Source organism: Haloarcula sp. Atlit-7R, from assembly GCF_003666065.1.
Classification (GTDB): domain Archaea; phylum Halobacteriota; class Halobacteria; order Halobacteriales; family Haloarculaceae; genus Haloarcula; species Haloarcula taiwanensis.
Map to the genome: position 1 here is coordinate 45,653 of NZ_QXIK01000014.1, position 26,328 is coordinate 71,980.

25 protein-coding genes and 2 pseudogenes are annotated in these 26,328 nt (G+C 59.5%); 5 read left to right on the forward strand and 22 right to left on the reverse strand.

All coding sequences use genetic code 11. From position 1 onward, the window contains the following. Positions 1-31 precede the first annotated feature (31 nt). From D3D01_RS19215 to D3D01_RS19290, 16 genes and pseudogenes are all read right to left on the reverse strand, one after another. On the reverse strand, positions 32-544 hold the full coding sequence (locus tag D3D01_RS19215) for a hypothetical protein (protein WP_121513377.1): 513 nt from the start codon (positions 542-544) through the stop codon (positions 32-34). Then, positions 545-847, reverse strand: coding sequence for a hypothetical protein (locus D3D01_RS19220; protein ID WP_092893815.1), 303 nt, complete (start codon positions 845-847; stop codon positions 545-547). Positions 848-918: 71 nt separating this feature from the next. Further along, complete coding sequence (locus tag D3D01_RS19225; RefSeq protein WP_121513378.1) at positions 919-1,245, reverse strand: hypothetical protein; 327 nt, start codon at positions 1,243-1,245, stop codon at positions 919-921. Continuing rightward, positions 1,245-1,535, reverse strand: a complete 291-nt coding sequence (locus D3D01_RS19230; protein WP_121513379.1) for a hypothetical protein — start codon at positions 1,533-1,535, stop codon at positions 1,245-1,247. The genes D3D01_RS19225 and D3D01_RS19230 overlap by 1 nt, the downstream gene beginning before the upstream one ends. Positions 1,536-1,729: 194 nt before the next feature. After that, positions 1,730-2,218 carry a hypothetical protein gene (locus tag D3D01_RS19235; RefSeq protein ID WP_218124110.1) on the reverse strand — a complete coding sequence of 163 codons (489 nt, stop codon included), beginning with the start codon at positions 2,216-2,218 and terminating at the stop codon, positions 1,730-1,732. A gap of 126 nt (positions 2,219-2,344) precedes the next feature. Beyond that, positions 2,345-2,779: a hypothetical protein gene (locus tag D3D01_RS19240; RefSeq protein WP_121513380.1), complete on the reverse strand. Its 435-nt coding sequence runs from the start codon at positions 2,777-2,779 to the stop codon at positions 2,345-2,347. Between the two features lie 8 nt (positions 2,780-2,787). Continuing rightward, a complete protein-coding gene (locus D3D01_RS19245) occupies positions 2,788-3,321 on the reverse strand; it encodes a sugar-specific transcriptional regulator TrmB (protein ID WP_121513381.1) in 534 nt (177 codons plus the stop codon). A 213-nt stretch (positions 3,322-3,534) separates the two neighbouring features. Continuing rightward, entirely contained in the window at positions 3,535-4,794 is a 1,260-nt protein-coding gene (locus D3D01_RS24260) for a hypothetical protein (protein WP_199725483.1), read from the reverse strand. Positions 4,795-5,116: 322 nt separating this feature from the next. Then, a complete protein-coding gene (locus D3D01_RS19255; protein ID WP_199725485.1) occupies positions 5,117-9,454 on the reverse strand; it encodes a primase-like DNA-binding domain-containing protein in 4,338 nt (1,445 codons plus the stop codon). After that, a pseudogene (locus D3D01_RS19260) lies at positions 9,420-11,627 on the reverse strand (VirB4 family type IV secretion system protein). Before D3D01_RS19260 ends, D3D01_RS19255 begins: the two are co-directional and overlap by 35 nt. Beyond that, positions 11,620-12,741 carry a hypothetical protein gene (locus tag D3D01_RS19265; RefSeq protein ID WP_121513382.1) on the reverse strand — a complete coding sequence of 374 codons (1,122 nt, stop codon included), beginning with the start codon at positions 12,739-12,741 and terminating at the stop codon, positions 11,620-11,622. Before D3D01_RS19265 ends, D3D01_RS19260 begins: the two are co-directional and overlap by 8 nt. 2 nt (positions 12,742-12,743) lie before the next feature. After that, positions 12,744-13,859 (reverse strand): hypothetical protein, encoded by a 1,116-nt coding sequence (locus tag D3D01_RS19270; RefSeq protein WP_121513383.1) that lies wholly within the window; start codon positions 13,857-13,859, stop codon positions 12,744-12,746. 2 nt (positions 13,860-13,861) lie between these two features. Then, a complete protein-coding gene (locus D3D01_RS19275; RefSeq protein ID WP_121513384.1) occupies positions 13,862-14,698 on the reverse strand; it encodes a hypothetical protein in 837 nt (278 codons plus the stop codon). A 2-nt stretch (positions 14,699-14,700) separates the two neighbouring features. Further along, on the reverse strand, positions 14,701-16,437 hold the full coding sequence (locus D3D01_RS19280) for a hypothetical protein (RefSeq protein WP_121513385.1): 1,737 nt from the start codon (positions 16,435-16,437) through the stop codon (positions 14,701-14,703). Between the two features lie 28 nt (positions 16,438-16,465). Next, complete coding sequence (locus D3D01_RS19285; protein WP_049983716.1) at positions 16,466-16,888, reverse strand: hypothetical protein; 423 nt, start codon at positions 16,886-16,888, stop codon at positions 16,466-16,468. 6 nt (positions 16,889-16,894) lie between these two features. Beyond that, positions 16,895-17,143 carry a hypothetical protein gene (locus tag D3D01_RS19290; protein ID WP_049983715.1) on the reverse strand — a complete coding sequence of 83 codons (249 nt, stop codon included), beginning with the start codon at positions 17,141-17,143 and terminating at the stop codon, positions 16,895-16,897. 443 nt (positions 17,144-17,586) lie between these two features. Here D3D01_RS19290 and D3D01_RS24970 point away from each other — a divergent pair. The 3 genes and pseudogenes from D3D01_RS24970 to D3D01_RS19300 all read left to right on the forward strand — a co-directional run. Then, positions 17,587-17,844 (forward strand): annotated as a pseudogene (locus tag D3D01_RS24970) (HNH endonuclease); the annotation flags it as partial. A 186-nt stretch (positions 17,845-18,030) separates the two neighbouring features. Beyond that, complete coding sequence (locus D3D01_RS24655) at positions 18,031-18,279, forward strand: hypothetical protein (RefSeq protein ID WP_233563511.1); 249 nt, start codon at positions 18,031-18,033, stop codon at positions 18,277-18,279. A gap of 190 nt (positions 18,280-18,469) precedes the next feature. Further along, positions 18,470-18,787 (forward strand): hypothetical protein, encoded by a 318-nt coding sequence (locus tag D3D01_RS19300; protein WP_121513387.1) that lies wholly within the window; start codon positions 18,470-18,472, stop codon positions 18,785-18,787. Between the two features lie 38 nt (positions 18,788-18,825). Here the strand turns inward: D3D01_RS19300 and D3D01_RS19305 are convergent, their stop codons facing one another. Continuing rightward, entirely contained in the window at positions 18,826-19,422 is a 597-nt protein-coding gene (locus D3D01_RS19305) for a hypothetical protein (protein ID WP_121513388.1), read from the reverse strand. A gap of 163 nt (positions 19,423-19,585) precedes the next feature. Between D3D01_RS19305 and D3D01_RS19310 the strand changes: the two genes are divergently transcribed. Together D3D01_RS19310 and D3D01_RS19315 are read left to right on the forward strand one after the other, a co-directional pair. Next, positions 19,586-19,831 (forward strand): hypothetical protein, encoded by a 246-nt coding sequence (locus D3D01_RS19310; protein WP_121513389.1) that lies wholly within the window; start codon positions 19,586-19,588, stop codon positions 19,829-19,831. Then, on the forward strand, positions 19,828-20,259 hold the full coding sequence (locus tag D3D01_RS19315) for a PIN domain-containing protein (RefSeq protein WP_121513390.1): 432 nt from the start codon (positions 19,828-19,830) through the stop codon (positions 20,257-20,259). Before D3D01_RS19310 ends, D3D01_RS19315 begins: the two co-directional genes overlap by 4 nt. A 680-nt stretch (positions 20,260-20,939) precedes the next feature. Here D3D01_RS19315 and D3D01_RS19320 read toward each other — a convergent pair. The 5 genes from D3D01_RS19320 to D3D01_RS19340 all read right to left on the reverse strand — a co-directional run bounded on the left by D3D01_RS19320 (position 20,940) and on the right by D3D01_RS19340 (position 26,299). After that, entirely contained in the window at positions 20,940-21,998 is a 1,059-nt protein-coding gene (locus D3D01_RS19320; protein WP_121513391.1) for a HAMP domain-containing sensor histidine kinase, read from the reverse strand. A gap of 242 nt (positions 21,999-22,240) precedes the next feature. Further along, a complete protein-coding gene (locus tag D3D01_RS19325; protein WP_121513392.1) occupies positions 22,241-22,801 on the reverse strand; it encodes a TATA-box-binding protein in 561 nt (186 codons plus the stop codon). Positions 22,802-22,881: 80 nt separating this feature from the next. Then, positions 22,882-23,049, reverse strand: coding sequence for a DUF1931 family protein (locus D3D01_RS19330; protein ID WP_121513393.1), 168 nt, complete (start codon positions 23,047-23,049; stop codon positions 22,882-22,884). A 1,310-nt stretch (positions 23,050-24,359) separates the two neighbouring features. Beyond that, positions 24,360-25,247 (reverse strand): ABC transporter permease, encoded by an 888-nt coding sequence (locus D3D01_RS19335; protein ID WP_121513394.1) that lies wholly within the window; start codon positions 25,245-25,247, stop codon positions 24,360-24,362. Continuing rightward, the gene (locus D3D01_RS19340; RefSeq protein ID WP_121513395.1) at positions 25,244-26,299 is read right to left on the reverse strand and encodes an ATP-binding cassette domain-containing protein; all 1,056 of its coding nucleotides are present in this window, start codon (positions 26,297-26,299) and stop codon (positions 25,244-25,246) included. Before D3D01_RS19340 ends, D3D01_RS19335 begins: the two co-directional genes overlap by 4 nt. Positions 26,300-26,328: the final 29 nt, after the last annotated feature.

Below are 26,328 nucleotides of genomic sequence, written 5' to 3' on the forward strand. Positions count from 1 at the left end.
TCCAAATCACTTCGAAGGATCCTCCACGGTGTTAGGGCTCTTCGAGCAACGAGCGAGCTCGCTGCACGTAACTGTTCGCGCCCCAGCTACGGGCGTCACTGATCGCATCGAGGAGCAGCCGCGCGTCGGCAGCTGATAGGTGTTCAGTTCGAACGAGCACCGAGAGTAGTGTCGGTGTCGTGACGAGCCGGGTATCAGCGAGTGAGGCGTGGATCAAGCCAAGTTGGTTGAACTCGTCACAGAGGAAGAGCGCAGCATCGAGATTATTCGCGAGCGTCACCGCCGCGTTTTCACCGTCATCGAGTGGAAACTCGGCGTCGAGATCGACTGACTGTGTCGTGAATGACTCTGCTTGGTCGAGGACGGCGGACGCGGCGTGTCCATGGACGTCATCGTAGGAGGCGATCTCTTGGAGTTCATCGATGACCGCTGTTGGGACGACGACTTCGTACCGGGAGAGACAGAGTGCGAGTGGATCGGGGTCGTCGTCAGTAACGATCCCGAGACTCACGAGGGCGGAGGCGTCTGCGATAAGCCGCGACATCTATGCGTCGGCGACCTCGTCGATGAAGTCCTCGTCCAACTGCTGTTTCAACACGCGGAGGTTTGCCGCCTCCTCGGCGCCGACGAGTGCTTTGAGTTGCTCGAAGGTGATCTCGTCGTCGTAATAGGCGGCGGCGATCTCTTGGGTGAGGGCGTCGTCGTGAGCGGCGTCTTGGAGGTACTCCCGAAGCGCGGTCACGAGAACGTCTGTTCGGTCTTCCCCGAGGACTGCGGCCAGTGCGTCGGCCCGGTCGATGAGCCGATCAGGGGCCCGAAACTGCACGCGCTTCTTATCGGTGCTCATGATGTGTACATTGTGAGCCAACGCACTTAGCCGTTTTCGTGTGTACGATGTGAGTCTCACTCGGCCAAGCGTCACTCGGCCACGAGGTGCTCTGTGAGGTCACGCGTCCAGTACGTCGCGAGCCCACCAGGGCTACAGCGAGCACACAGTTGGAGCGGCCCCTCAAGATGGCCGAGTTCGACGCGGAACCGGGTAAGTGCCGCGAGGGCGTCGACGACCAGTCCGCACCCGTCGCAGGCGTGGTGGTCGCACTCGTCGGGATCCGGCCCCGACTGGATCGCACAGTCGACGCAGATGGGGTGAGTAACCCGATCATCCTGACCCCACGTATGCGCCTCGCCAGCCTCGGCGCCGGGCGGAGTGTCGCAGAATGCACACCCCGTGAGCGTCTGCTGCATTACTCGGCCTCCTCGTCGGCATCGCAGGCGGCCGTCCAGCCACGATGGAACACGGCGAGCTGGGTGATCGACTCGAAGGGCTTGCTACTGGGCTCGTGGACGAGAATGCGTCGGTCAGGGATCGGCGCCACCACATCGTCCTCGACGAGCTCGCCAACGAGACGGCGGGCAGTCGCCTCGTCGATGTCCGCCGTCGAGACCCGGGACGCATCCCGGTCCTGTGCAACGAGTTCGGTTTCGAGCCGGTCGTAGTCGCTTGTCGTGTCGTCGATGGTATCTTGACCAGACATAGGAATCACGCTTCTGCACGCGCTTCGAGCGCGCCTCACGCCTCCAGGCGCCGATAGACACACCTGCGGTGCGGGCACGATGTCCTACGTCAGCGATCTACCTCCAGCTAGCCTCGTTCCTGGTTGGAAGAGAGCTTGACGCTACTCCAACACCTACTGTGAGCCCCCCTTTGCTGTCGGTCCCCGTCGGTTTGTTAGAGTGCGATCACGAGCCCGGTCACAAGCGTCACGAGTCCGAGTGCCAGCCACGTCGTCCGTGCTGCAAGGCGCTGCCAAACCCGCCTCCCCAGCTGGCGGAGTTGATCACGGAGGGCTGCCCGCCGTTCCGTTTCGAGGACCGCGACTTCGTCGTAGTAATCGCGGCGCTCTGCGGGAAGCGTCCGGAGTGTCGTCTGGCACTCACTGCAGGTGTATTCGAACTCTGCACGGACATGCTGGCGGCGGAATTCTTGCTCGCCGCCCTCGTCGTAGCCGGTGACCTCGTACACGAGGAGTTTTGAGACGAAGCGACGGTTCCCACACTCCGGACATTGGTCCATCCTGAGCGTTGGTGTTCCATCCTCGCTGCTCGTATCGTCTGGCCAGGATGTCTGTGGCTCTGTGTCCTCGGTCTCTCGGGGTGGGCTCGTGTGGTTTTCTGACGGCGATGCACTCGCTGTCTCGGAGTTACTAAACGTAGACATGGATTCACCTGTGACCGCGCTCAGTTGACACCAGGCTGGACACCACGGCGGCTCTCGTGTGGTGCCCATCGGGCTGAGCGCCGTCACCCTTGGTCGGCGCGATAAACGCCACTGCGGGGGAGTCGTCTAGTCGTCCCACAGTACTGCGATCCGGTCTTCGATCTCGTCGAGGACGAGTCGCAGGACATCACGATGATCGGTCGGCCAGGAGTCATCGTCACCGGGCGTCGGGGCGGTGGGTGGGGGATGGAAGTGGTCGCGCGTATTGTGGGGGTTCGGATGCCGATCCCATCGGCATTCCCAGGTGTGCTCCGAATGAACCTCTCGATAGTGGATTGTGAAGTCGTCGTTCGTGTACCAGCGGACAGTCAGGGTTGCGTCGTCGACGGGTGCTGGGTAGTACGATGAGGCAAAGACGACCTGAAGCCCGAGATGGCCGCTTGCATCCGTGATGACCGCTTCGGAGACCTGCCTCGTCGCTTGGAGCCGTGTCTGAAGGAACTCGAGGATTGGGCGATCGATGGGGGCCGGGCTCCCGCCATCGCCTGTCGGTGGCACCATCGAGCGGGCTACCCGGATGCCTGTTCGCGTTCGCTACCCGTGCGTTGCTGGCGCGCCCGTTCGTAGCGGTCTCGCTCTTCGCGGGCGGTCGCCCAGTCGCCGAGGTCGCTGTACACGTCGTCGATGGTTCGCTCGTCGCTGCCTTCCGCGGCGGTAACGGCGTCGACGGCAGCCGGTGACGCGGCGTCGTACGCCTCCTCATACTCGGTGATGCGCGTCGTGAGTTCACGAACGCGATTCTGCAGGTCCTCGACGGAGTGGTCGGCTGCGAGCTGGTTGATGCGTCGCCACTCGAAATACGCGTCATTGCGTTCGTACGTGGCTGGATGGCCATCGTGTTGGGTGACGATGCCGAGGTCGTCGAACCACCCCAGATACTTCCGGGCGGTCTTGGGGTCACAGTCGGCGGTGTCGGCGATCGCGCTCGCCGTCGTCGGCTCGCGGGTCTGCAGGATGGTGCCGTAGATGCGTTGTTCGACGTCGTCGCTGCTGAACGGCTCCTCGAAGGGGGGCGGCCCATCGGGGGCGTCTGTCTCGGACATATTCAGGATTGCAGCGCGAAGGATATATTTCTTACTTCGAGGAATAGTTTCCTGAAGTACAGTCTCCCCCCCGTAGCCCCCGTTTTGCGGCGAGATTGAGCGTAGTTAACCAACAAATAGCGCGATATAGCGAGTCTGTTGGTTAATCTTCTCGGCTCGCAGAATCAGAACGCTCGAGAGAGGTTTTCGGTTGGCGGTGAAGCGGCGCCGCTACTAAGATTGGCCACCGAAGAATCGACTCAACAGAGAGGATGGCTCTGAGTCATCACCGGTCTCGATCGCAGTACCGGAGTCTTCCTCGTGGGATTGCGCAGTCTCCTGATTACGGGCTGCGAGTTCGTCGGTGAGGCGCTCGATCTCTGTTTCGAGGGTTTCGATCCGCTCAGTCTTCTGTTCGAGTGTTGCCTCGAGTTCGTCGACGCGCTTACTCAACAAGCGGTTTTTCTCCGCCAGATACGCACGACTCCGGTTTGCCTCGTCAGGCGTCCCGCCAGTTGCGACCCTGTCAGGTGTGCCGTGGGGATCTTCGGTATCGCCGCCGGCGTCCGGGTCGTAGAACTCCGACGTGGTCGCAATCGCTCGCTCGATGGTCTTCTCCCCGTACGTCGACCCGTCAGCGTAGTGGACCTCGTCCCACTTCTCCCGCATCAATCCCGACTGGCGGAACAACTGTTCCATCTGCGTCCGGTCGCCGCCGGTCCAAAACGCTAGCAGACAACACAGCGCCATGTCGGCCTCGGACTGGCTGTCGTAGCCGGCCGTATTCCCGTTCCAGAGCCGCTCGAACTTCTCGCCGTTCGACGCACTCATTGCTTTCTCCAGGAGGTCCTCGTCGTCGAGGTCGACGTCAACGGCGGCTGCACCGGTCGTCGGTGACTCGTCGTCGACGCCACCACGCTGCTCAAACTCGGAGGCTGTGTCACGCTCGGTATCCTGGACGTACTCGCGGTGAATCGCTGTGAGTGCGTCCTGTCGGCGTGCAACGCGAGTGGGTGTCCGCTCGACGTGGTCGCCAGTGACGGTGAAAAAGCGTGCCGTGTCGTACAGTTCGACGCTCCCGCGCCGGTTCCGCCCGTCGGGGAGTGTGCCGGTAATCAAGACGTGATAGCCGGTACCGGACGGCGACACCTCCGTATAGGAGTCGAGTCGCTTGATGATGTCCAGCGCCGTATCGTCGATGTCGTCGGTCTCGGGATCGCGACAGTCGTCCAGATCGACGCCGACGATGGGGTCGTCGTCGGTAAACACGAACCCGACGCCATCGGCGTGCTCCGTCTCGGTGTAGTCGAGTGCTGCCTCGAAACTCGCCCAGGTCTCCGACTCTGTTGCTGACGCGAACCCCCCAGCCCCTGGCGTCACCGGAATCTTCGTCGGTTTGCCGTCCCGCTCTGTCTCCCGCCAGCACACCCACTGGTCGCGGTCGCGTAACGTCCCCGGAATCGCCTCCGGCTCGTCGATCATAGGTTCACTCATCCTCACGTAGCACCTCGCATGGCTCTCACTGGCTCTGAGCCAGCACAGAACTCACTCTGCTGTACGTCGCGATCCAATCCCTTGGTCCCAACGGGGACCCCCCGTTCTATCCTAGTTGGTTGTTGGGTGGAACACTCACTATGGCTGGTTGCAAACCGCTGGACGTGAGCGTGTTCCACCCATTGAGGATTTGGGTGGAACATGCCGCCGTCGGGTGATTTCCGACCTTCGAGTTTGATTGGATGAGGTCATGATTCAGCTTGGGTGGAACAGGTCTCAAGAAGTCCCGATGATATCGGGAATTGGACCGTGTACGTCCATTTCATGGCCGAAAGTCCTCTTCAGACCGGATGCGGACACCAGTGTAATGCGGGACGGGTTCCCCGTCGATTCGCTTCTTCGTGGAGTCCACCTTGATGTGGGTGTTGAGCTTCCGGGTGAACCAACTCTTATTCAGCGGATCGTCGATGCCGTGTGCCTCTGCCCAGTCGTTGTAGAGACCGAATACATCGTCTTTCGGCACGGCTTCATCCGCGTCTTCGACGAGATATTCGTCGACAAACGCTTCGAACGACGGTGGCGATTGGTCTTCCTCGACTTTCTCATCGGCCTGGTCGGTCTGACTGGGTGGTTCGTCAGCGGCCGCTGATTCAGGCGATGCGGGACGGAATGCCCCGTCAGTGATTGCCGAGAGTGGCCGCTTCTCACCGTCTTCATACACGACCGATTTCGCCTCATCGTGAAGGATAAGGATGCCGTACGTCGAACGTGTGTAGTCTGGTACGGGGAGGTCGGCTTGGGGGACGAATGGCTTCTTGACACGTACCCAGTCGTCCTCGAACGCCGATTTCGTCTCGTAGATGTGTTGCTCACCGTGCTCGTATACGACGTACTCGTCGGCAGCGTGGTCGTAGCTGTAGATGGCTGGAACACGATCTTTCGAGAGTGTTCCAAGCGATGGGAGGCGGATGTGTTCCGTCCCGCTGGTATCACGAAGGACGATCTCGTCGCCATCACGCTGCCAGATGTTCTGGGTCCCGTTCTCGTCGTCGGTCGCCGGGCGGACGGCCGTCACTCCACCTTCTTCGGTTGCCCCGCCGTTGAACGTGAGATTCGAGTCAGTCGTGTAGAACCGTGTCTCACCATTCTGGAGGGTACGGACGGGTGGTGTGAGAATGCCGTCAACGCGCTTGGCCCACTCAGTTTCGTCGTTTCCTGGGCGAACGACAAACAGCGGGATATCCCCTGCTTCTTGGGCTTTCCGGAGATTCGTGAGCACCTTTGCGGGATTCTCGGGTGTCGTCGTTTCGACTTCGATGGCGAATCGGTCGTCAACGTCGGGATGACTCGCCCTCGCGTCAGGTTTCTCGCTGCCATCCTGTGCGAGGATCGAGACGGTGAAACCGAGTGCGGTGAGCTCTTCTTCGATTTGGCGGAGTGCTGCGTCGTGGGCACTCCCACCAGCGGCCTGCACGCTACCAGTATCGGGTGTCGCGACCTCTTCGCCGGCGTCAGTGAGCCGGATGCGGAGCTCGTCGGCGTCGATATCGACGGTCGTATCGAGGTATCGTGATCGTTCTCGAATGTCCGCGAGTGCATCATACGATGGCGGCTCGGCGTCGACGTCGTCGAAGAGCCGTCTGAGTTCGTCGTCAACTGCTTCAACGGCCACCCAGCCGTTCTCCTCGCGGCACCCCTCTCGAAGCTGCAGACTCCGAACCACCTCCGCAATCGCGACATCCAGGTCATCGCTCCCGATATCGAGCACCTCGTGTCCGTCGGTCGGTGTTCTCGTTGTTGAGGCGTCTGTTGCGGCCGGCACACCGTGTTCGTCACTGATGTGCTCGTGCATCGAGGAGAGCGTCTCGGTGAACTGCTCCTCTTCACGCTCAGTGAGCGGGGATTCGCTCTCGGGGTGGCCCGGTGGAATCGGGAGTGGTTCGAGGCTGAACGGATACGGCCCCGTTTCACCGAACGTCGGGCTCGGCAGGCTGGCGATCCACTCCCCTCGTGGCAACGAACGAATCCGATTGGCGAAATCCGCGGGGTCCATCTCTTCGTGGGCCATCGCTCGCGCCAGTTCCCGGTCGACGTTGATTTTCCCGATGAGCGAACTGCCGATGTTGTTCAGAGCGTTCAAGTAGATTTTCCGCCCGCCTTCGGCCTCCATCTGTTCGGGGAACTGCATCGACAGGCCAACAGAGAGCCGGAATCCCCGGCCTTTCTCGAGGAGATCGTTCATGATGTCGGAGACCACAACCGATGCTGCCTCGTCGACGAGCAAGTTCACGACGTAGTCGTCCGAGTGCTGGGAGAGCGCCTGTTTGCGGTCCTTGAGGGCTGCATCGAGATTGGTCAGGATCACACCGGTCATGATCCGGGCGGCATCGTCGCGGAGGTCACCGAGGTCGAAGAGGATGACCGTATCCTCGTCGAGGACATCCCGAAAGTCGAACTGGTTCTCGGTATTGTTGAAGATCTGCCGCAGGTGCGTATCCTGTGAAATGTACGCAAGGCGGTTTCCGACACCGCCCATCACGTTCGCGAAGGTGTTCGGATCTAACTGGAGCTGCCGTCGAATCGTCCGGGTGACTTCCTCGTCGCTCGACCGTGGAGCGTCGCCGATGTTTTCGTTCGGTGGCCCGGCCTCCCAGAGCTGGTCGACGACGTGTTCGAGCTGTCGGTGAGCGAAGTAATCCGTCGACGCTCGGTATAGCCCGTTTTCACGCCCGTATTCCTCGTCGAACAGTGCCTTGATGAGTGTCTTGATGAGAGTTGGGGCCACAGTCGCCCGCTCGTAGCGGTCGGTTCCCATCACGAGCTTCAAAATCTCTTCGTAGTGGTCGGCCTTCCGTTGGACGGCGTCTTCGCGGCGCCGTCCGCTCTCCATCGACGGTTCGAGATCGAAAAACGAGAACCCGGGGAGGACGTCCGGAATCGGGAAGTGGACGACGTTCTCTTCGAGGTCGGTCATTCCGAACCGACGCGCGTGAGCCCGCATGTAATTCTGGGCCATATCGTCGTTCTTCGGGATGATGAGGATCGTCGGCCCCTCGGTGTTGTCGTACAGCGACAGCAGATCGTTGATCAGGGCTTTCGACTTCCCAGAGCCGGTTGTTCCGAACCGGCCGTAATGAGTGGGCAGCAGTCCGGGTGGAATGTGTGTCGGCACGTCTTCGGCCTCGCCGGTGTCGTCGAGGGCATACCCGATTGCCATCCCGTCTCGGAACTCATTCATGAGGTCCTGGTGCGGACGGGGCAACGGATTCCGACTCTGCTGTTCCGCACGCGTCCCCCGTGTCCCCTCGACAGTAAGCTGTTCCGAGGAGGGGACGAGGACGAAGTGCGCGAGTTCTCGACCACTCAGGACGAACTCCGGTCGGGTCTTTCCACGGCCAGTCGTGATCTCACGATCCAAGAGCCGCTGCAGCGCCGCTCGTGCGTTCCGTTCTTTCGTGGCTGCCCGGAAGCCGCTGTCGCGTAATCGTTCGGCCGTAACCTGGTAGTATGGCCCGTCAAGCGGGTCGAATACTGGGACCAGTGATTGCATTCGCTCACCGAGATCATCGTGACCGCCACCACCGGATGGAATCCCGATTGCTCGGATGTTCGCGGTGAACGACCGCTTCGGATTTTTCGCCTCGATTGCTGTGACACGTTTTGCAACCGCGTCGCTCAGCTGGTTTCTGTCCCGGCTATCCGACTGATCGTCGAGTTCGAAGAGGGAGCCAATAATCTCCTGTGCGAGTGTGTCCCGTCCGTCGATGACGTCCTCCTTGCGAAGGTCGGCATCGGACTGCCAGCTCTCGCGTCGCTGGAAGACGACTTGGAACGCTACTGGTGCTGTCGCCTCCATTAGGTGGTCGACGAGCGACGCGAGCGCACCTCCTGGCTGATCGACGGCTGGGAGCTCCGCTTCGCCGTCGGCAGTAAATGGCGAGAGTGAGGTCATCCAGTCTTGCTTCCGAGTCGCCGACCCTTGCCACCGCACGCCGAGTGGGGAGACGGATTCGGTCGTTGGCCGGGCGAGTATCGTCCCTTCTGATGTTACCGTTGGTTTGGCAAGCGTCGTGAGTGGCTCATCCTCGGGAATCGCATCTGGTGGGGCGAGTTCGAGGGCAGTATCGCCGATCTCGATGAGGTGGTCGGGAGACTGGTTGCCGACTGTCCCTCCATCCGCGACTGATTCGGCGTCTGCTGGCCCCGCTTGACTGTTGTCGTCAGTGCCACTCTCGTATTGCTCGTCAGGGCCGAATTCGTACTGGAGGTCGCCCGACTCATAGTGTTCGACGAATGTCTCGCGGTCGAATTCGACAGGCTGCACGAGTCGGGATGCGACGTCGACCTCGGTACGCTCGATGTCGAACGTCTCTGGATAGATTGACCGGAGCCGTTTCTCCAGGGTATCCAGATTGTCGTCGGCACCGTAGTAGAATTCGACGGGGTCATCCGCCCCCTCGCTCAGCGCGAGAAATTCGAATCGTAGCGGTATGTCGCTATGTAGCGGATTGAGTTTGTCAACTAGCCCTTCCGAGTCCGCTGAGGTCAGTTTGTAAAGACTTTCCAGCGCCTGCGGTAGACGCTCCGGATTGAGGCGTTCGGAGGTTGGCGTCACGCGAAGGTACTCACGCATCGTCGTCACCTCCCGTTTCGCCGCCATCAGTCTCTGCTGGCGTCTGCTCAGGTGGGCGTTGTCCGTTGTCGGTCGCTCGGCTTTCAATATCGTCCTGGAACGCTTGCACCTCCGCGTCCACAGCATTCTCACCAGTCCCGGGGAGTGAGTCTCGCCGTTGCTCGGTTGGGTCGAAGTCGATGACTTGCTTCTCCTTGGGCATCGCTTTGACCTGAATGCCGCGCCACTCGCCGTCGACGCCCACGAGGGCCTCGGAGAAGCCGGCGTCCTCGTTGCCGGGCACGGCGTCCTGGACGAACCGCATCTGCGCGTAGTTCAACCCGAACTCATCAGCCCACTCCTCGTCCATCCCGTCAAGACGGTGGAACTGCTTGACCGCACACTAGTCCAGAATGGCCTCGCTCTCGGCGTGCTCGAAGAACTCGTCGACGGTCTGCGTGACCAGCCGGATCGAGAGGTCGTGGTGCCGGTGGTGGCGGAACACCGTCTCAAGGAACGCCAAGCTCGCGGCGTCCTGCATGATGTAGCGTGCCTCGTCGATGTAGAACACGACCTCCTTCTCCGAGACTTTCGCCCGCTCGTACACCAGCGAGATCAGGAGCTGCATCGTCAGCGCCGTACTGCTGTCGACGCTGCCCTCCTGCTGGGCGAGGTCGAGATAGATGACCTTCTCGTCGCGAATGTCGAAGTCGGACTCCTGGCCGAGGTTGCCGTGCCGACCATCGTCCTCGAAGGGGCGGAGCTGGTCAAGGAGCCACGTCGCGTCCTCCTTGATCTTCCCCGCCTCCTCGTCGGACCGGACGACGAACTCCTCGGGGTCGTCGACCATCTCCTCGAAGACGTCCATCATATCCTGAATCGTCGGACTCGGGTTGTCGTGCGTCGAGATGTCGTCGGTGATGCCCTTGCGCTGGTAGGCACGTTTGAGCCCGAGTTCGAGTGTCGTCCGGCGGTCTCCCAGTGAGATGCCCCGGAGCGCGAAGAAGTTCGTGAGGAAGCTCATCGCGTCGTCGAGCTTCTCGTTGAACGGGCTCGCGTCCTCGCCCATCGCCCGCTGGACGTGTTCGGGCGTCTCGCGGATCTCCAAGGGATTCAGTCCGAGCGTCCCACCGACGGTGATTCGCTTGGCATTGAGCGCCTCTGAGACCCCCGCCCAGTTGTTCAACGGCTCGAGGATGATGCCGATGCGGTCCTTGCTCTGTTCGATGGACCGGATGAAGTTCTGTTTGGAACTGAACGACTTCCCCGAGCCGGTGTCGCCGACGGTGAACATCGCGTACCCGTTATCACGGGCAAACGGGTCGATGACCACGGGACTCTGGTTGTCCTTGTGAATCCCGAACTCGACGCCACCCTCCTCGAGAATCGTCGCGTTGTGCGGGGAGGAGAGTAACGCGCCGACGGCGCCGCCGAGTGCGATCGACGTCCGGCCGAACTCGTTGTCGCCGATGGGCGCGGCGGACTGGAGGGCGAGATCCTGCCGGCAAATTGCGGTCTTCGGCGTGAGGTTCGCCGGGTCGTCGCGGAGCGCACTCTTGACCGTCTGGACAGCGTCTCTGAGCTCGTCTTTCTCGTCGGCTCGCACCGTGATGAACATCCCCTGGTCGAAGACGTTCGCGCCGTTCTCGACGGCCTTGTACGTCGCTGCGGCTTCGTTGGCGCGTTCCTGCAGGTAGGCACTCCGGATACTCTGTTCGAGGTCAGCATCGACCTGGAGGTCGTCAGCGATGTCTTGCAGTTCGTTCCGGGCCCGCTCCTGATTTTTCGGCGTGATGTGGGCCGTCAGATCGAACTGGACGTCGGTCATCTCGAAGAGGTCACTCAGATATCCGTCGTTGGGATAGTCGGCATAATTAGCGATGTACAGTGTCGTTGTCCACTGCTCGCCGACCCGTGCCGCTCGCGTCTCCCACTCGACAGCTCCGGGCGCGGTGACGGTCTTGTGCGACTCGGAGATGTCGTCGAGGAGCTTGCGTTCGGCCTCGCCTTCTTCGAGTGTCTCCTCATCGAGGACATCGGTGAAGTTTACCTCTGGTTCATCATCCGCAGTGAAGCGGTCCCAGAGGTACTTACTGCCGACGCCAAGGCCGAGACCCACTGCAAGGGCAAGCACTGCTCCCTCCGCTGGTGTCAGGCTCTGGAACCACTCGCCGACGGCGCTGAGCGCGCCACCACTGGTCTGGAGGATCACATTACGCATCGTGTGGGTCCTCCCGGCGCGAGTGGCCGATGATCGATTGGTCGCGAACGACACGTTCTGCCTCGTCGTAGTCGTGTTCGCGGCCGTTCCAAAAGTCCATATTCAGAACGAACAGCTCGACCGTGCTGAGTCGACGTGCGGACCACCCCGACGCCTGCTGGATGAACTCGGATCGCACGTCGTTGACGCGACTGTCGAGCTTCTCGAACATCTGCGCACGACGTTCGACGTCGGTAAGGTCCTCGCGGCGGGTGACGAACGGGTTGAACAGGAAGCCGATGACCGGGAACTGGGTCAGCTTCTCTGCGGGGGTGCCCTCGTCGCGGAAGCGGTCGTAGACCTCTATCGGGCTAACTTCAACGCCGATGTAGTACCGGACCTGCTGGATGCCCCGGTCACGCATCTCCTTCGGCCGTGTCTCCCGGTACTCTTCGAGGAGTTCCCGGAAGATCGGGTTCTCCGTAACGTCTTCGTCAGTGAGGCGCTCCTCGATGGTCTCGGTGATCTGCTCGACCGGGAAGGAACGGGTTGTGGCGTGGAGTTTGAGCTTCGAGTCCAGTTCTTTGTTGGCGAACTCTTCTCCGGCGTCCTGGAGCTGCGCCCAGTCGTCGGACATCGCGAAGTCCATGTTGGCCGGATCGATCTCGATGAATGCCTCCATCGAGCCGTCTTCACGCTGGATAGCACCAGCACCCGGCCACGCTCGCTTGATGTTGGTGAGATCCTGCGTTCGCTCGTCCGGCTTGAACGGCGTGTAGTTCGCGAGTCCGCCCTCGTTGCGCTCTGACTCGTTGGTACTCGTGTCGGCGTCGGCGGGCGCACTGAACGTGACCTGCGGCCGTTTGAGGTACCGATAGACGTCTTTGGTCCACGTCCAGGCGTTCAGGTGGGTTGGTGAGACGTAGATGACGGCAACGCCAAAGCCAAGCCCGCCAGCAACGAACGGTAGGGCCAGTGACTCGATCCCGGTGAGGCCCGCGATAAACAGCCCAATAATGGGGAAGGCGATGAGCATGCCAACGTCTCCTTCCTCGATATTGAGATACGGGATGCGACTCTCCTCGCCGAACTGATCCATGATGCGCCGTGCGGCCGCGTCTTGATCTGCTGACATTGTTAGTGGATTCCTCGATCAAACTCCATCCCACGGTCGTCATTCGCCGATTCCGCTGTCGCTCCACCAGGGTCATTCTCTGTTCGACGGTACGATGGCGTCCCGCCATCGTCTCCTCCATGCCCACCGCGGGCAGCCGCTTTTTGCGCGACGGCGTGGCCAGCGGCGGCTTTCGGCCCCCACCGAGCGGCGGTCGTCGCGACGCCGGCGCCACCGACGTAGGCTCCAGCGGCGACACCGCCAACGAGTGCTGCGCCTTTCGTCGCACCGCCGACGACTTTGGCCGTCAACGGGGTCGCGTATTTGAACGTCTTCCACGTGATGTAGAGGGCGACCAGCGGGAGGGACGCGGCGACGAGATATTTGAGGAACGCTGTTCCTGGTGTGAGCGTCCCACCGCCGTAGATCAAATCGTACCCCTTGAGGACCATCGCTGCCGGGAGCGGGAGGACAGCCAACGGGACAAACCGTTTGCAGAACCCCATCGCGATATCGGATACGACCGGAATGTTTCCGTAGGCCAGTGCAAATGCAATCGGCATTCCGTACAGGTAGACATAGAGCAGAATCATCCGGATGTAGAACAGCGCCTCCAGCGCCCACATCGAGATTCCACCAATCACGGCGAACAATAATCCTAGCCCTGGGTTTGTGATAGATACTTCCAAGAATCCAATCATCGCCTCCGTAACCGAGGAAAGCTCCGGCATCAGGGCGATAGTGAACCCGTCGACGAGGTAGAGTGCGAGAGTTCCAACCCAATACCACGTAATGATTAGAAAAGCACCGACCCAGGCCGTCTTCTTCGTTTTTCGGGCTTCGTAGGTACTTCCAATATTGAAGATCCGAACCGTGTGACGGCCCTGAACGCTCATCACAAGGAGCAAGAGGGCAACTAGCATGATTTCTCCGCCGATGAGAGCATCGTGAATCGCTGGCCAGGGTGCATTGGTCGGTTCACCGAAGACAAAAGCTCCGTTCGTCTCTGGAGTAGGTGTCCCGAACATTCCCTCAGTCAGAGTTTCATACCCTGATCTGAGACCGTCCATGAACAGCCCAATGAACCACTCAACGACGCCCTTGATACCCTCAAGGACGACATCAATGAGATCGACCATCGTTATACCTCAGTGATCGTGACCTCACAATCAGTCATATCGTCGGAACCAGTGTATTGAACGTTGTAGGTGCTTGAGACCTGATTTCCACCGACCCGTGTCTCAACGATAACAGTAAACTGGCCACTATTCCCGTCTGGGGAACATCCCATCCCGTCCTCAGTTTCTGTGCCGAACGGAAACGAACTACTGAACAGGTCGACCGTCTCACTAGGGGAGACCACTACCCGGTCGGTTTCGTGCATTCCACTGCCTCTGGGGTTCTCAATTGGATTGGGAACGTCTCCAGAGAAGATTAGTTCAGTTATCGCTTCCGGACCGCTTCCTGTGTTCTCTACCGTGACGAATGCCTCGCCATTCTTGATCCGGTCAGTCTCGCTCTCACCATAGACTTCGTCCCACGGCTTATCTGGATTATTCCGATAGAGTCCGACATCCTGTATCTGAATCTCTGGACGGAGTTCAGTCGTGGTCTCAACTACTGTCTCCTCGCCTTTCAACGCGAGTACGCGGTACTCACCGGGCGCATATGCGGTGCCAATCTCGAATGAGACCTGCTGAGCACCTGCGGCTACGTCACGCTTTCCGAATAGCTCGCCGTTCGGCTGGATGAGGTTGACTTGGTCGATGTCGGTCTCTTCGGAGAGTTCGACGACGAGTGTTGTCCCCTCGACAGCGACACGTGTGAGTGGGCCGTTGCCATCTGGAGAGGTCGTTCCGTCACCAGGCGTCCCAGAACCGCCATTGTCGTTCAGACAGCCAGCGACGCTTACGAGGGCAGCACCTGCGACTGTTCGGAGGGCGGTTCGCCGACTGATGTGTGGGTGGTTTCTAGTCATGACTATGGGTTCCGTTGGAAGATGTCTTCTGGACCGAGCATTCGGAGGAGCCGCTTGCCAGCGTAGAACATCACAATGAACGGGATGAGCTGCCAGCCAACCTCGAAAATGAACGCGAACCAACCGTCAATGGTGCCGAGCGGATGCCACCGAGCTGTTGCCGTCGCACTCACATATGCGGGGTTGTGCCCGAGCCACGAACCCGGATGGTACCGTGCCGTGTAGATCCCCGGCTCGTCGATCGTCACGATCGCCACCCCGGAGGCATTGGTCTCGACGCGTTGCTCCGCGATGGTGATGTAGCCGTTGCGAGTGTTCCCGCCAATTGGATATCGTCGGTCGGGATCGCTGAGCACTATCGGTGCGCCGGTCTCGTTATCCCGGAGCTCAATGCGGAGTGTGGCCTGACTTTCGTTCTGCTGGAGCACCTCAACAGTCAGATTACTGCGCCGGAGCTGCCGCTCTGAGCCAGCGTCAGGTGCCACAATCGAGGCGTTCACACCCCGCACGATCCCCGCCACCTGGAGCGCGTCGCGGTCGACGTTCTCCGCGCGAACCGCAACACCGTACGTCGTCGTGTACGACTGGTTGACGATGTCGATGTTGATGTTCTCACCGAGCGTGCCGACCGGAGACGGTCGGTCAGTGCCCCAGGTGTCGATGATCTCTGGGCCATCGCGAACTGGTTCGGCACGCGGGCCGATTCGCGACGGATACGCGTGAACATAGACCGGAATCGCGTCAGACTCGACGGTGGCGCTGTCGGTCCGGTTCGACCTGACGAGCGTATCCCAGTTGGTGTTCCGAGCGGTGTAGAACCGCCAGACGCCACGCACTCGTGCGCTTCCATTCTCCGTCAGCGTGTACCCCTGCCACGGTCTGGACTGGAAGATAGCCACACCAGCGTCACCATTGGGATACTCGGCGTAGTAGGGGTACGCCGAGAGGTCGTAGATCTCGACGGCGATCGAATCCGAGACGTTGAGCGACTCGGTACGATACGTGACCTCGACATCGGTCTCGTCGCCTCGGTCGATTCGCGTGGTCTTCTTCAACCGGACGCTGATCTCGGCTTCAAGCGTGAGATTTGCACTCCAGTCATCCTCGATCTGGTAGTCGAGGGCCGGCGTGTGCGAGCCATCACGTTCGACGATGGTTTCGCCGTCCTTCTGCAATCGAACCTCCTCGACCTCGTTGCTCGTGAGCGACCACTCGATCGTCGTGTTTCCCGAGGAACTGCCGTTGGGGATGCGAATGCGGTAATCGACGAATCCACGCATCGTGCCGTTCGGCGCGATATAGAGTGGCGTGTCACCAGATTCGAGGTGGCCACGGGTCGACGGCTGCACCGCGAACACCGTCGCATGGGCGTCCTCAATAAACACCCCGTCTTCAAGGCTCGCGTGCGGCGGATGCACGGAGGTATCCGACCCACCTGCTTCGAGGTCACCGAAGTCGTTTCGGGTCCACGTTGCAGCGGTCTCCGACGGGCGCTTGAACGTGATATCTGTCCCGTTTGCGAGCTGGTGCATCGCGGTCCGGCTCTCACCGTGCCGCTGCTGGTACTCCTCCTGGCTGATGTAGTCATCTGCGTCGCGAGACCACAGCGTCGCCGACTCGTTTGCAGTGAGGCCATTCCCCTCCGTCCCTGGCCGTGGTGGGCTTGCCGTGACGAGACCTGTGACTAGGCTCGTCACGAACAGGGCGGCCATGAGCACGGTGAGCTCTCGGTGTTCCATGGGGCTTTCGGCGGGGACGGGAAGCTGCCTACCAGGGGGCGAGATCGACGCACTGCGCCAGCGGGAGGTTCATCATCGATCCGGCGACGGTGTAGAGTGGCCCGAGGGCGACAAGGACGACCGCGGACTTCATCGCGGAGCGCTTGTGGCGCTTGAGGCCCTTCTTCTGGTCGGGCGTGATCGTGAACATCTCGATAAGGGAGTCGGCCTGCCACACGACCGCGAGGCCGACAATCCCCAGCGCCGTGGTGAGCTGGAAGAAGCCTTCGATCATACCCGGGAGGTTGTCCGCACTGCAGACGGCGTTCGTCTGTGCAGCGGCGGGTTCCACAGCGAACAGGCTCAGGAAGACGATGACGAGTGCCGCCTGCTTGGGGAGCCTACTTGCCGCCGTCGACTGGCTTTCGGCGCGATTCGGAGTCGTTTCGGAGGGAGTGGTGTCCTGTGACATAGTGGGTTACTCCTCTGCGTCGTCGACGAGTGTCTTGAGATCGGCGTATCGATTGGTCTCGGCGACGATTTCGTCTTTGCTGTAGCCCTGTTCGCGGGCCCGTTCGAAGAGGTCTCGAAGCTCGTCGGGGTCGACATCCCGAACTGCCATCTCTTCGCGGAGGGCGCGGCGATAGAGGGCCGAGGCGTTGATGTGGTCGTTCCACATCAGGTACAGCTCATCGATGTCTTCGATGGTGACTGACCGTGTAATCATGTGTGCGGGTTCAGGTATGCACCGATTAAACCGTGGTACACGTTGACGTGGTAGTTGTATGGGGTGTAAATACTTTCTGGCTACTGGGATAGTTCCTGAATAGAACTTGACTACCATCCCGATCTGAAGACTCACCACCCCAGGACCGTATTAACCAACAGTGGTGCCACATCGATCCACGGTGTTGGTTAATCATATCATGAAACATCTGCGGCAATCCAGTTCGAGAACTGTGCAGTGCTGTATCCCCTCTCTACTGCGCTATTCGGTCACTTCGCTCCCTGCGTTGCTCCTTGAGGAAGAAAACTCAGCACCTCAATTCAGTTAAAATAATATTCTGTTAATCGGTCATTTCTGTGTGAGTCTCGAGAGCATCACCCACCAACGGAGTACCTGCGGGCACCACCTATTTCATAATCCAGCAGCACTCAATTGTGAAACTGATGGGCACGGCCAGATACGATATCCATCCCCAATGGGACGACCCATCGGCGTATGGGGGTGAGTATCCACCGGATTGGGACGCCCGTCGTCGGACAGTTTACGAACGTGATGACTGGACGTGCACGAATTGTGGACGCAAGAGCGGCCCACACGCCGGCGACGATGGCGTTCGCCTCCACGCCCACCATATCGTCCCGCATTCGGCAGGCGGCTCAAATCGTCTTTCGAACTTGACGACACTTTGTGAACCCTGTCATGCCGAACTCCATGGGCATGACCTGTTCGAGACACCGCAGAGAAGCCTGCAACGGAGCAGTGACCCGCAACGAAGCAGCCCACCGCTCATTCCTCGACTTCTCGCGTATCTTGCCCTCCTCGCCCTCGGAACCGTTGGTGGCGGGTTCGCCTACTCCTGGGCAATCATTCAATTGCTGACGATGTCGATGACATGGCAGACTCTCATCGCCGGTGGCGTGATGGGCGTGATTGTTGTCGTCGGCTACCATCTCCCGAAGGTAGTGGCCGGAAGTTCGCTCGGTGCCGGTCTCCTGTTCGGCGGAATCCAGTACTACGCAATCGGCTATCCGCTCGTCAAGACGGGTCTCGTGACCGGCGTTCTTTGGCTGCCGGCAGGCATCATTATAGGAGGCGCTCTGCTCAAACGAAGCAACCCAATCATAGCCACGCTCTGATATGAGTGCGAAAGTGAAGCAGTATCTTCTCCACACGTGGAACAGAACATGGCGGTCGAAAGTAGAGCAATAGCTGAGTAAATCCGTCGCGCTGGTCGTTCTGGTTGGCTTCCTTGGCTTCGTATGGACGGTGATGGAACCGTTACTTCCCTCGATCACCCGATCATTCCCTCCTGCGTTCGACAATCCAATGGTTAGACAGATCCTCCTCGGAACTCTCGAGATCATGTCCTACTGGAGTGGCGTCGTCACAATCTTTGAGGACCGACGGGACAGCCAATCGCTTGCTCAACTGATCGCAACACGCCCACTCCGAACGATTGGCTGGTGGTTTCTGGTGGCGTGTGGCGCGATTGGGGTGGGTACCCTCGTAATAGTCATCAGAATCACAGCACTGGAACTCAGGGTGTTCACGATTGACTGGTGGCAAACACTTGTGGTCGGTGGATTATTACTCATTGTGCTGGTCGCGATCATCGACACCGCGTATGCAAGCCTCTATTCCTAACATCGCCGACCGGATTGCCCTCACTGACCTTGTATGGATCACCGATCACCCCGATGGAGGTCCTGTGCAAGCGTGTCTCGCAGTTCGTCGGGGAGCAGGGAACCCGGTTTCTCTGCGTGAAACGCGACGTTCTCGTACGCCTGGTCGAGATGCTTCTGTTTGGACCCGTCGTGTTTGTCCGCAATCCGTTCTATCTCGTCCGCCATCATTTGGAGTTCGTCGTCGGCCTCAATCACGTCGAGTGTTACCGCCAGTTGCTTGAGGCCCTTGATCGCGGCACGTCGCACCCGCCCATCGTCGTCGACAAGTGCCAGTAGATAGAGCCCGAAAAGTCGAGTCCGCTGGATCGCGATCTCGTCACGTGTCCACTCGCCTGGCAATGCGTCATCGGTGATGTCGTCCCCGACCGTCCGAACCGCAAGTCGTGGATACAGCGCAGCCGCGAAGCGAATTACGGACTGCCGTTGATACCCGTCATCGCTCTCGTACAGGTCACAACACACCTCGAAACACGCATCGAACATGGCGGCCCGTTCTTCGAGGTCCATATCTCCGACCTCGTCGATAGCCTGATTCACGCACTCGGTATCACCCGACGACAGCGCGTCGTGGAATGCTCCAGGAGTCTGGTCCATGGTCGGTGTTCCCCAGCCACGCGTGTAACTCCTCGGGCCTGAACGATAGAGCACGTAATAACCGTCAAGTACGGCGATTTCAGGCAGTGGTAACGTTCGTTGGGGACTGCGTCCGTTCGGCGCGTAAATTACTTATTCCTGTGCTCACACAGTATTATGTGAGATGCCGAACGTCACCGTCTCCGTCGACGACTCGCTGAAAGAACAGATGGACAACCACCCGGAGATCAACTGGAGCGAGGTCGCCCGGCAGGCGATCCGCGAGAAGATCCGCGACCTCGAGGTGATGGAGCAGCTCGTCGAGGGCAGCGAACTCACCGAGGAGGACGTCGAAGAGTTGGCCGCCCAGATCGACCGCGCCGCCACCGAGCAGGCGATGGACGATCTTGATGACCAGGCCGATGCATGAAGTTTGTCGTCGACGCGAACATCATCCTCTCCGCGCTCATTTCTGACTCGATGACGCGCCGGCTCCTTGTCGAACTCGAGGACGACCTCCTCACCCCGGCGTACGTCCACGACGAGCTCGAAAAATACACCGAGATGGTCGCCGAGAAGTCCGGACTCTCGCCAGCCGAGGTCGAGGACCTCATCGAGATCCTCTTCAAACGGATCGATGTCGTTCCCCGCTCGGAGGTCCTCACGTCACTCCAAGAAGCCGCGCGGATCATGCGGGACACCGACCCCGACGACGCGGTCTACCTGGCGTCCGCGCTCGAGCGCGACGCCCAGGTCTGGAGCGATGATGGCGACTACGACGAGCAAGACATCGTCTCAGTCGCGACAACGGGCGACATCGTCGAGCGGTTCGAGCAACAGCAGACGTCCCGCCGGTAGCTCATTCTCGCGGCGCCACACACAGGCGCCAGATCCGCCGCTCCTTAACCAACATGTACTGCTTCTAGCTCGTTGTGTTGGTTAATATGGAGGGGACGTTCGGTTCGTCTTCCATCGCTATGACCGTGATCCGACCTCGGTACCAGGTTTGAATTCGGTCAACTCTTCGATGCGCTATTCGAGCTCCTCGACTTCCTGCCGAAGTTCCTCGGCGTCAGGATCGTCACTCAACGCAAGCTGATCTGGCAGCCGTTGGAGCCGCGTTACGGCCGTACTCGCTCTCCTTGCTCATCGTGGACGTTCGTCTCGGAGAGGTCGGTCAGCGACCACTCTGTCTCTTCAAGCAGGATGTAACAGGGATACCGCCGACGGGGATGGCCCAGCGCGTAACATATGTTCTAATTCCGGTAAGATCGGCGAGAGAGTGTCTATCCGGAGATGAGGAACTCCTGGATTTTCTATGTCTCTGTTGGCTTCGTCATCCAAGTGGATAGATACTGGAGACGACTCGATAAAGGTTGTCCGTCCTGTCGGGTAGAGAGGCCGAAAACACCAAGAACATGGGATGTGAAGAGCGACACCAGAAGAAACCTGCTACGAGTCTTGGAGCATACAGTACTTATCGGGGAGTCTGCCTGATTTATCAGGGTCAGGTCGCCGGTCAGTCGCTATGCGATCCGTTATGAAGAATTTCCAGTCGTAGCAGTCGGCTGCTGCAAGGTGACAGCAATCGTCGTCCCTTCGTTGCCGGTCGATTCGACGGTGACCGAGCCGCCATACCGTTCGGTGAGGGTCTTCACCAGGTAGAGCCCGAACCCATGATCACCCTGGTCAGCCGCCTCGAACAGATTTTCGAGAACGTGGTCCGGAATGCCTGGTCCATTATCGGTGATGCGAACCGTCGCCGTTGCATCCTCCCGCGTGACGTCGACGTGGATTTCTGGTGGGTCGCTGGGATTGTGGACGACGGCGTTCCGTAACAGATTGCTGAACACGGATGGGAGCAACGTGTCGGCACGAACAGTGACACCAGCAGGGATGTCAGTCTCGACGTGTACTTCTGGATAGGCTGACTGAAGCGAAGTCACTTCCTGTTCCAGAACCGCAGAGAGATCTCTCGTGGTCAACGTGTCTTCGTCATTTCGTGTGGCCTCGAGATACGATCTGACGTTCTGGATGAGTTCAATCGCGGCGTCCGTTTGTCGGATGACCGTTTCAAGCTCAGTCGCGGTTTCTTCATCAGCGTCGTCTACCACCAGTTCAGTCCGACCACGAATGACGGTGAGGTCGTTCGCTAGGTCATGGCGAAGAAGGTGATTGAGCTGTTCAAGTCGTTCGCGTTGCTCTTCAGCGTGGTTTTTGGCGAGGCGTTCGCGTTCGGCGTCGCGGGCTCGTTCGATCGCCAGAGCTTCATTGATGCCAGCGATGAGGCCACCGAACCCACCGACGCCGGTGGCCGTGACCATCGCGAGAGCGGGTGAATCGATAGCAATCGAGGGACTGTCGATCATCAGGAGTGGAACGAGGGCGAGCCCGAGAGCAGTGAAAACCATCCAGCCAGCGATCCGCCGATACCGAGTGGGCGGGACGTGACTCTGGTTCACCCAATAGGCACCCCCGAGAATTATCGTGCCAGGGATGACGAAGAACAGGAGGTGAAGAGCTGGTTCTTGAGAGCCAAGGACGAACGCGATCGAACTGCCGAAGAGATGGAGGAGTCCGAACGCTCCGATGGGCATTACACTCCAGGTGCGAAGGTTCAGATACCGCGTCGGAGACAATGAGAAGGACGTAGCGTATCTGTTATTGCTGGCTTTCAGATAGTTGTTTCGAGGTATGGTAGTTGGATTGGACTGGTCACAAGCGTCCACAATACCGATGAATGCTGCTGGTTTTTATTTTCTGGATTCACTCTTCCGCCGTCTGGACTTCGGCCACTAGGCCACTCATACACCTCGCTTGTCGATCCCGTCGGCAGTAGTCACTCAAAGAGACCAAGATCGGAAAGTCGTTCTTCGATGACGTCGAGTGCTTGTTCGGCGTCCTCAATCTGTTTTCCACCTGTGATGACGAGCTTGCCGCTCCCGAAGAGCAGCGCCACGACCGAGGGCTCGTCGAGCCGATACACGAGTCCCGGAAACTGTTCGGGTTCGTACTCGATGTGTTCGAGACCGAGGCCAATGGCAATCGCGTTCAAATTGAGCGTGTGGCCGAGATCCGCACTCGAGACGATATTCTGAATCTCGATCTCCGGTGCATCATCTACTCGAATCCCCAGTTCTCGAAGTTCGTCGAAGACCTGTTCGAGCGCAGCCGTAACATCGGCGACGCTTTTCGCGCCGGTAGAAACGATCTTCCCCGAGCGGAAGATGAGGGCCGCGGCCTTGGGGTCCTGCATGCGATAGACGAGGCCGGGGAAGTGATCGGGATCGTACTTGGTTGCCCGGAGGTCGTCTGCAAGGGTTTCGAGGTCGAGTTCCTGGCCGATACCGGTCGATGCGACCACGTTCTCGATATCAACCGACTCTGTGAGCGTACCCATATCACTACATAGTTCACACGCTGCTCTTAAAGACTGGTCGCACTATCGAGAATGCGCCCCGGGTATTGGCGCTGCCCGCGTTAGAGGTCGCGGGGCTGGACGGTCTTTCGATCGTTTGCCTCGGCTCGCCGAGCAGCGTCCGCAAGGAGCTCGGCGACTTCCTCGTCGAAGACGTCGTAGAAATCCGCAGCCACGTTCATCCCGTCGAGCTGTTCCTTCACGGCCGATTTAACGATCAGATCTGTCATACGCGTCACCCGTTTTCACGTCACCTGTATAACGCATACAGATATCCACGAGGGCACGTGCTCCTGTCTTACCTCAAGGAGAAACACTATTGACGTCGTGGGATCGTTGACACCGCTCCAGACCGCCGTCCTCTATCGAGTCAGAGAGGGTGCCGAACGGAAGTGTCGATCGTGACGACAGAGACTCGCAAATCCGTTGTCCCGGATGTTTATCACTCCAGCACGTAGAGATTGGCGTGGACATGCCTTCGAAGAAAATCCTCGCATTCGGTCTCCTGATCGTCCTCCTCATCATCGCCTTCCGACAATCCAGCACAGACTCCACGACGAACGGAGAGCCGACGCCGTAGCTGGGAGCTTCTAGAGCCTGAGAAGTGATGGTAATAGGGCTCACGGGCTTCCTACTGTGTCTCCTTGGAGAGAGTACTGCATCCTGGGGGTGATTCCGTCTCACGCTTGCATCAGTACAGCTCTCCAAGCGAATCAGATGATACTACTACTGGTGCGGATCTGATATGCCACACACACGGCCGTTTACGAGTTCGTAGGAAGTTCCCCGTGGGCTTCTCGTGCTCATCCTGACCCGTGCGTCCGGTCTTCGGATCGCTTTCGGTGACCTCCTCGCCGTGTCCGAACTCGCCGGAGACGTCTATTCACGGCACCCATCGTTCGCTACCACGGTTATCGGATATATCTGATTCCATTGAAATCGGGAAAAAGAAACCCGACTGACGGCTCGCTACTGGATCCAATACAGGCATAACTACTGTCACTCGATTCGAGCCCTTCTTGGACCGCTCCGTACACCCCAGTGTGAATGATCTCCTTCAATCCAGCAGTGATTATTTCCCTGTAAATCGAATGTCGAAAGCATCAGCCAGCCACAGCCCAGCGTCTGACGTAAACTTATGTGTGGTTCGCCGGAACAGGTATTTGAATCGGCTCCGTTGACCACAGGCCCTCCCCGCAACGTTCCTAGCAGGACCGGCTTCGGCAGTATCTGCTCACACGAGACCGCGATGATGATCAATGCCTCCAGAGTACATTCGCCTCAAGAGATACTCGCCCGTCGCCCAGTCGGTCGATGAGGAGAATGCTGAGTAACTCTCCACTTCGTTGGAGAAGGTACCCCGCGGGCCAAGCAAAACGGCCTCTCAACAGATCTGTCTGTCAGTCTCATTGCTACCTGAGTACGTCGATGACGTGTCCACGGCGGGTGGCTGGTTACTACGATTCTATACCATTCCGAACTGGTAGGACAGGTACCTGTGACGACCCCCTATTAGACACGAAGGGAGAGAAGCACTCCGTCACTTAACGTCCGAACTCGTCGCGCGGGTGAGCAGGAAGACAGCTATAGCCCCAAGTACCAGATCGAGGACAGCGAGAACCACAACCGCCGGAACCAGTGTGTTCCAGATGCCGCTGAACTGCGTGACCTCAACGACCGTCATCACGTCCTGGTCGAGCATCAGCGCCCGGGCAGCGTCGACCCCGTACGTAACGGGGTTGAACCGAGCGAACGTCTGAATCCACTCTGGGAGGGCGTCTAGTGGCAGGAACGCCGACGAGAGGAACAACAGCGGAAACTGGAGAAGGTTCGCCGCGATGATCGTCGACTCTTGGTCTTTCGTGATGACGGCAGCCGCGTTCGAGAGGGCGATAAACCACAGCGAGAACAACAGGCCGACGAGCATGATACCGACCGCGCCGACGAGCCCGGTGGCGATCTCCGCGCCGAGCACGACCCCGAGGCCCAGAATGATTCCGACCTGCACCACGATCCGGAGCACCTCTGCGGCCGTCTTCCCGACGAACACGGCCGTCCGATTCATCGGCGTCGCCAGAATCTTCTCGAACATTCCCTCCTCGATGTCGTTCACGAGGCCGATGCCAGAGGTGATGGCCGCCGCCAGCGACACCTGAATCGCGATTGCCGGAACCAGATACGTCTCGTAGCTGATGCCGGCGCCGCCACCGCGATTGATCGCCCCGCCAGCGATCTGCCCGAACACCTCTGTGAACAACAGCAGGAAGATGATCGGCTGGACGAGCGAGACGACCAACACGAATGGATTGCGGACGGCTTTGAGATTCCAGCGTTTGAAATTCGTCCACACGTCACCGACGAAGGAGTTGCTCGCCCGATGAACGTCGGCGTCGGCTCCCGTCGTGGAATCCGTCGACGGCGTACTCATCGTTCGACCTCCGCGGCAGTTGCTGCCTCGTCACCCGTCACTGCTTGGTCGTCATCCATCTCGTCGCCAGTGATAGCGAGGAAAACGTCGTCCAGGGTCGGGGCACGAATGTTGAACCCGGTCACTGTCAATCCTTCATCTCGGAGGGCAACGAGCAGGTCCGTGCCACGCTCGCGAGCGTTCTCGGAGGTGACGCTGATGCCGTCTTCGGTCACCTCGACCGTCGCTTCCGAGTCAAAGATATCCGTCTCCCGAACGACGGCAGCGGCACGGTCGCTCGCGTCCTCACCATCTTCCAGATCGACGTCGAGGATTTCGCCGCCGACACGACGTTTCAGATCGGCTGGCGGCCCGGTCGCGACGATCTCCCCGTCAAGGATGACTGAGAGACGATCACAGAGCTGGTCGGCCTCTTCGAGGTACTGGGTCGTGAGGAAGATAGTGGTCCCCTGGTTGTTGATTCGTTGGAAATACTCCCACAGCCGATTGCGGGCTTTTGGATCGAGCCCAGTCGTGGGTTCGTCGAGGAAGACGAGTGGCGGCTGGTGAACGAGTGCCATCGCGGCGTCGAGACGCTTTTTCATGCCTCCAGAGAATTCTTCGGCCTGCTTGTCGCCAACGTCGGCGAGGTCGACGAGATCAAGTAGTTCGTCGATACGGTCACCACGTGCCGACCGCGGGACGCCATAAGCTTCACAGGCGAATCGAATATTCTCTCTGGCAGTGAGTTCGGAGTCAACGCTCGTCTCCTGAGCCATGTAGCCGACTGACTCGCGAACGGCTCGCGGGTCCGTCCGAACGTCGAACCCGTTGACAGTAATCTCACCACCAGTGGGCGACAGGAGTGTAACCAACGTTTTGATCGTGGTCGTCTTTCCAGCCCCGTTGGGACCAAGGAACCCGAAGAACTCACCCTCGGGAATCTGGATATCGACACCGTTCACGGCTCGGGTTCCATCACTGTAGGTCAACTGAACGTTCTGTGCGTCAATCGCGTAGCGCGATCCCCCAGCATCGTCAGCCGCTGGGTTCGTGTTGTCGTGCGTATTCATCGTGGAATCAGTTGCCGTTTCAATTGGAC

Coding starts and splice junctions, on each gene's coding strand:
- D3D01_RS19300 (WP_121513387.1), top strand. CDS start 18,470: ATGGTTAGACAGATCCTCCTCGGAACTCTCGAGATCATGTCCTACTGG.
- D3D01_RS19230 (WP_121513379.1), bottom strand. CDS start 1,535: ATGTCTGGTCAAGATACCATCGACGACACGACAAGCGACTACGACCGG.
- D3D01_RS24655 (WP_233563511.1), top strand. CDS start 18,031: ATGACATGGCAGACTCTCATCGCCGGTGGCGTGATGGGCGTGATTGTT.
- D3D01_RS19215 (WP_121513377.1), bottom strand. CDS start 544: ATGTCGCGGCTTATCGCAGACGCCTCCGCCCTCGTGAGTCTCGGGATC.
- D3D01_RS19330 (WP_121513393.1), bottom strand. CDS start 23,049: ATGACAGATCTGATCGTTAAATCGGCCGTGAAGGAACAGCTCGACGGG.
- D3D01_RS19270 (WP_121513383.1), bottom strand. CDS start 13,859: ATGGTCGATCTCATTGATGTCGTCCTTGAGGGTATCAAGGGCGTCGTT.
- D3D01_RS19280 (WP_121513385.1), bottom strand. CDS start 16,437: ATGGAACACCGAGAGCTCACCGTGCTCATGGCCGCCCTGTTCGTGACG.
- D3D01_RS19275 (WP_121513384.1), bottom strand. CDS start 14,698: ATGACTAGAAACCACCCACACATCAGTCGGCGAACCGCCCTCCGAACA.
- D3D01_RS19265 (WP_121513382.1), bottom strand. CDS start 12,741: ATGTCAGCAGATCAAGACGCGGCCGCACGGCGCATCATGGATCAGTTC.
- D3D01_RS19310 (WP_121513389.1), top strand. CDS start 19,586: ATGCCGAACGTCACCGTCTCCGTCGACGACTCGCTGAAAGAACAGATG.
- D3D01_RS19285 (WP_049983716.1), bottom strand. CDS start 16,888: ATGTCACAGGACACCACTCCCTCCGAAACGACTCCGAATCGCGCCGAA.
- D3D01_RS19225 (WP_121513378.1), bottom strand. CDS start 1,245: ATGCAGCAGACGCTCACGGGGTGTGCATTCTGCGACACTCCGCCCGGC.
- D3D01_RS19340 (WP_121513395.1), bottom strand. CDS start 26,299: ATGAATACGCACGACAACACGAACCCAGCGGCTGACGATGCTGGGGGA.
- D3D01_RS19235 (WP_218124110.1), bottom strand. CDS start 2,218: ATGTCTACGTTTAGTAACTCCGAGACAGCGAGTGCATCGCCGTCAGAA.
- D3D01_RS19245 (WP_121513381.1), bottom strand. CDS start 3,321: ATGTCCGAGACAGACGCCCCCGATGGGCCGCCCCCCTTCGAGGAGCCG.
- D3D01_RS24260 (WP_199725483.1), bottom strand. CDS start 4,794: ATGAGTGAACCTATGATCGACGAGCCGGAGGCGATTCCGGGGACGTTA.
- D3D01_RS19305 (WP_121513388.1), bottom strand. CDS start 19,422: ATGGACCAGACTCCTGGAGCATTCCACGACGCGCTGTCGTCGGGTGAT.
- D3D01_RS19325 (WP_121513392.1), bottom strand. CDS start 22,801: ATGGGTACGCTCACAGAGTCGGTTGATATCGAGAACGTGGTCGCATCG.
- D3D01_RS19290 (WP_049983715.1), bottom strand. CDS start 17,143: ATGATTACACGGTCAGTCACCATCGAAGACATCGATGAGCTGTACCTG.
- D3D01_RS19320 (WP_121513391.1), bottom strand. CDS start 21,998: ATGCCCATCGGAGCGTTCGGACTCCTCCATCTCTTCGGCAGTTCGATC.
- D3D01_RS19255 (WP_199725485.1), bottom strand. CDS start 9,454: ATGGCGGCGAAACGGGAGGTGACGACGATGCGTGAGTACCTTCGCGTG.
- D3D01_RS19220 (WP_092893815.1), bottom strand. CDS start 847: ATGAGCACCGATAAGAAGCGCGTGCAGTTTCGGGCCCCTGATCGGCTC.
- D3D01_RS19240 (WP_121513380.1), bottom strand. CDS start 2,779: ATGGTGCCACCGACAGGCGATGGCGGGAGCCCGGCCCCCATCGATCGC.
- D3D01_RS19335 (WP_121513394.1), bottom strand. CDS start 25,247: ATGAGTACGCCGTCGACGGATTCCACGACGGGAGCCGACGCCGACGTT.
- D3D01_RS19315 (WP_121513390.1), top strand. CDS start 19,828: ATGAAGTTTGTCGTCGACGCGAACATCATCCTCTCCGCGCTCATTTCT.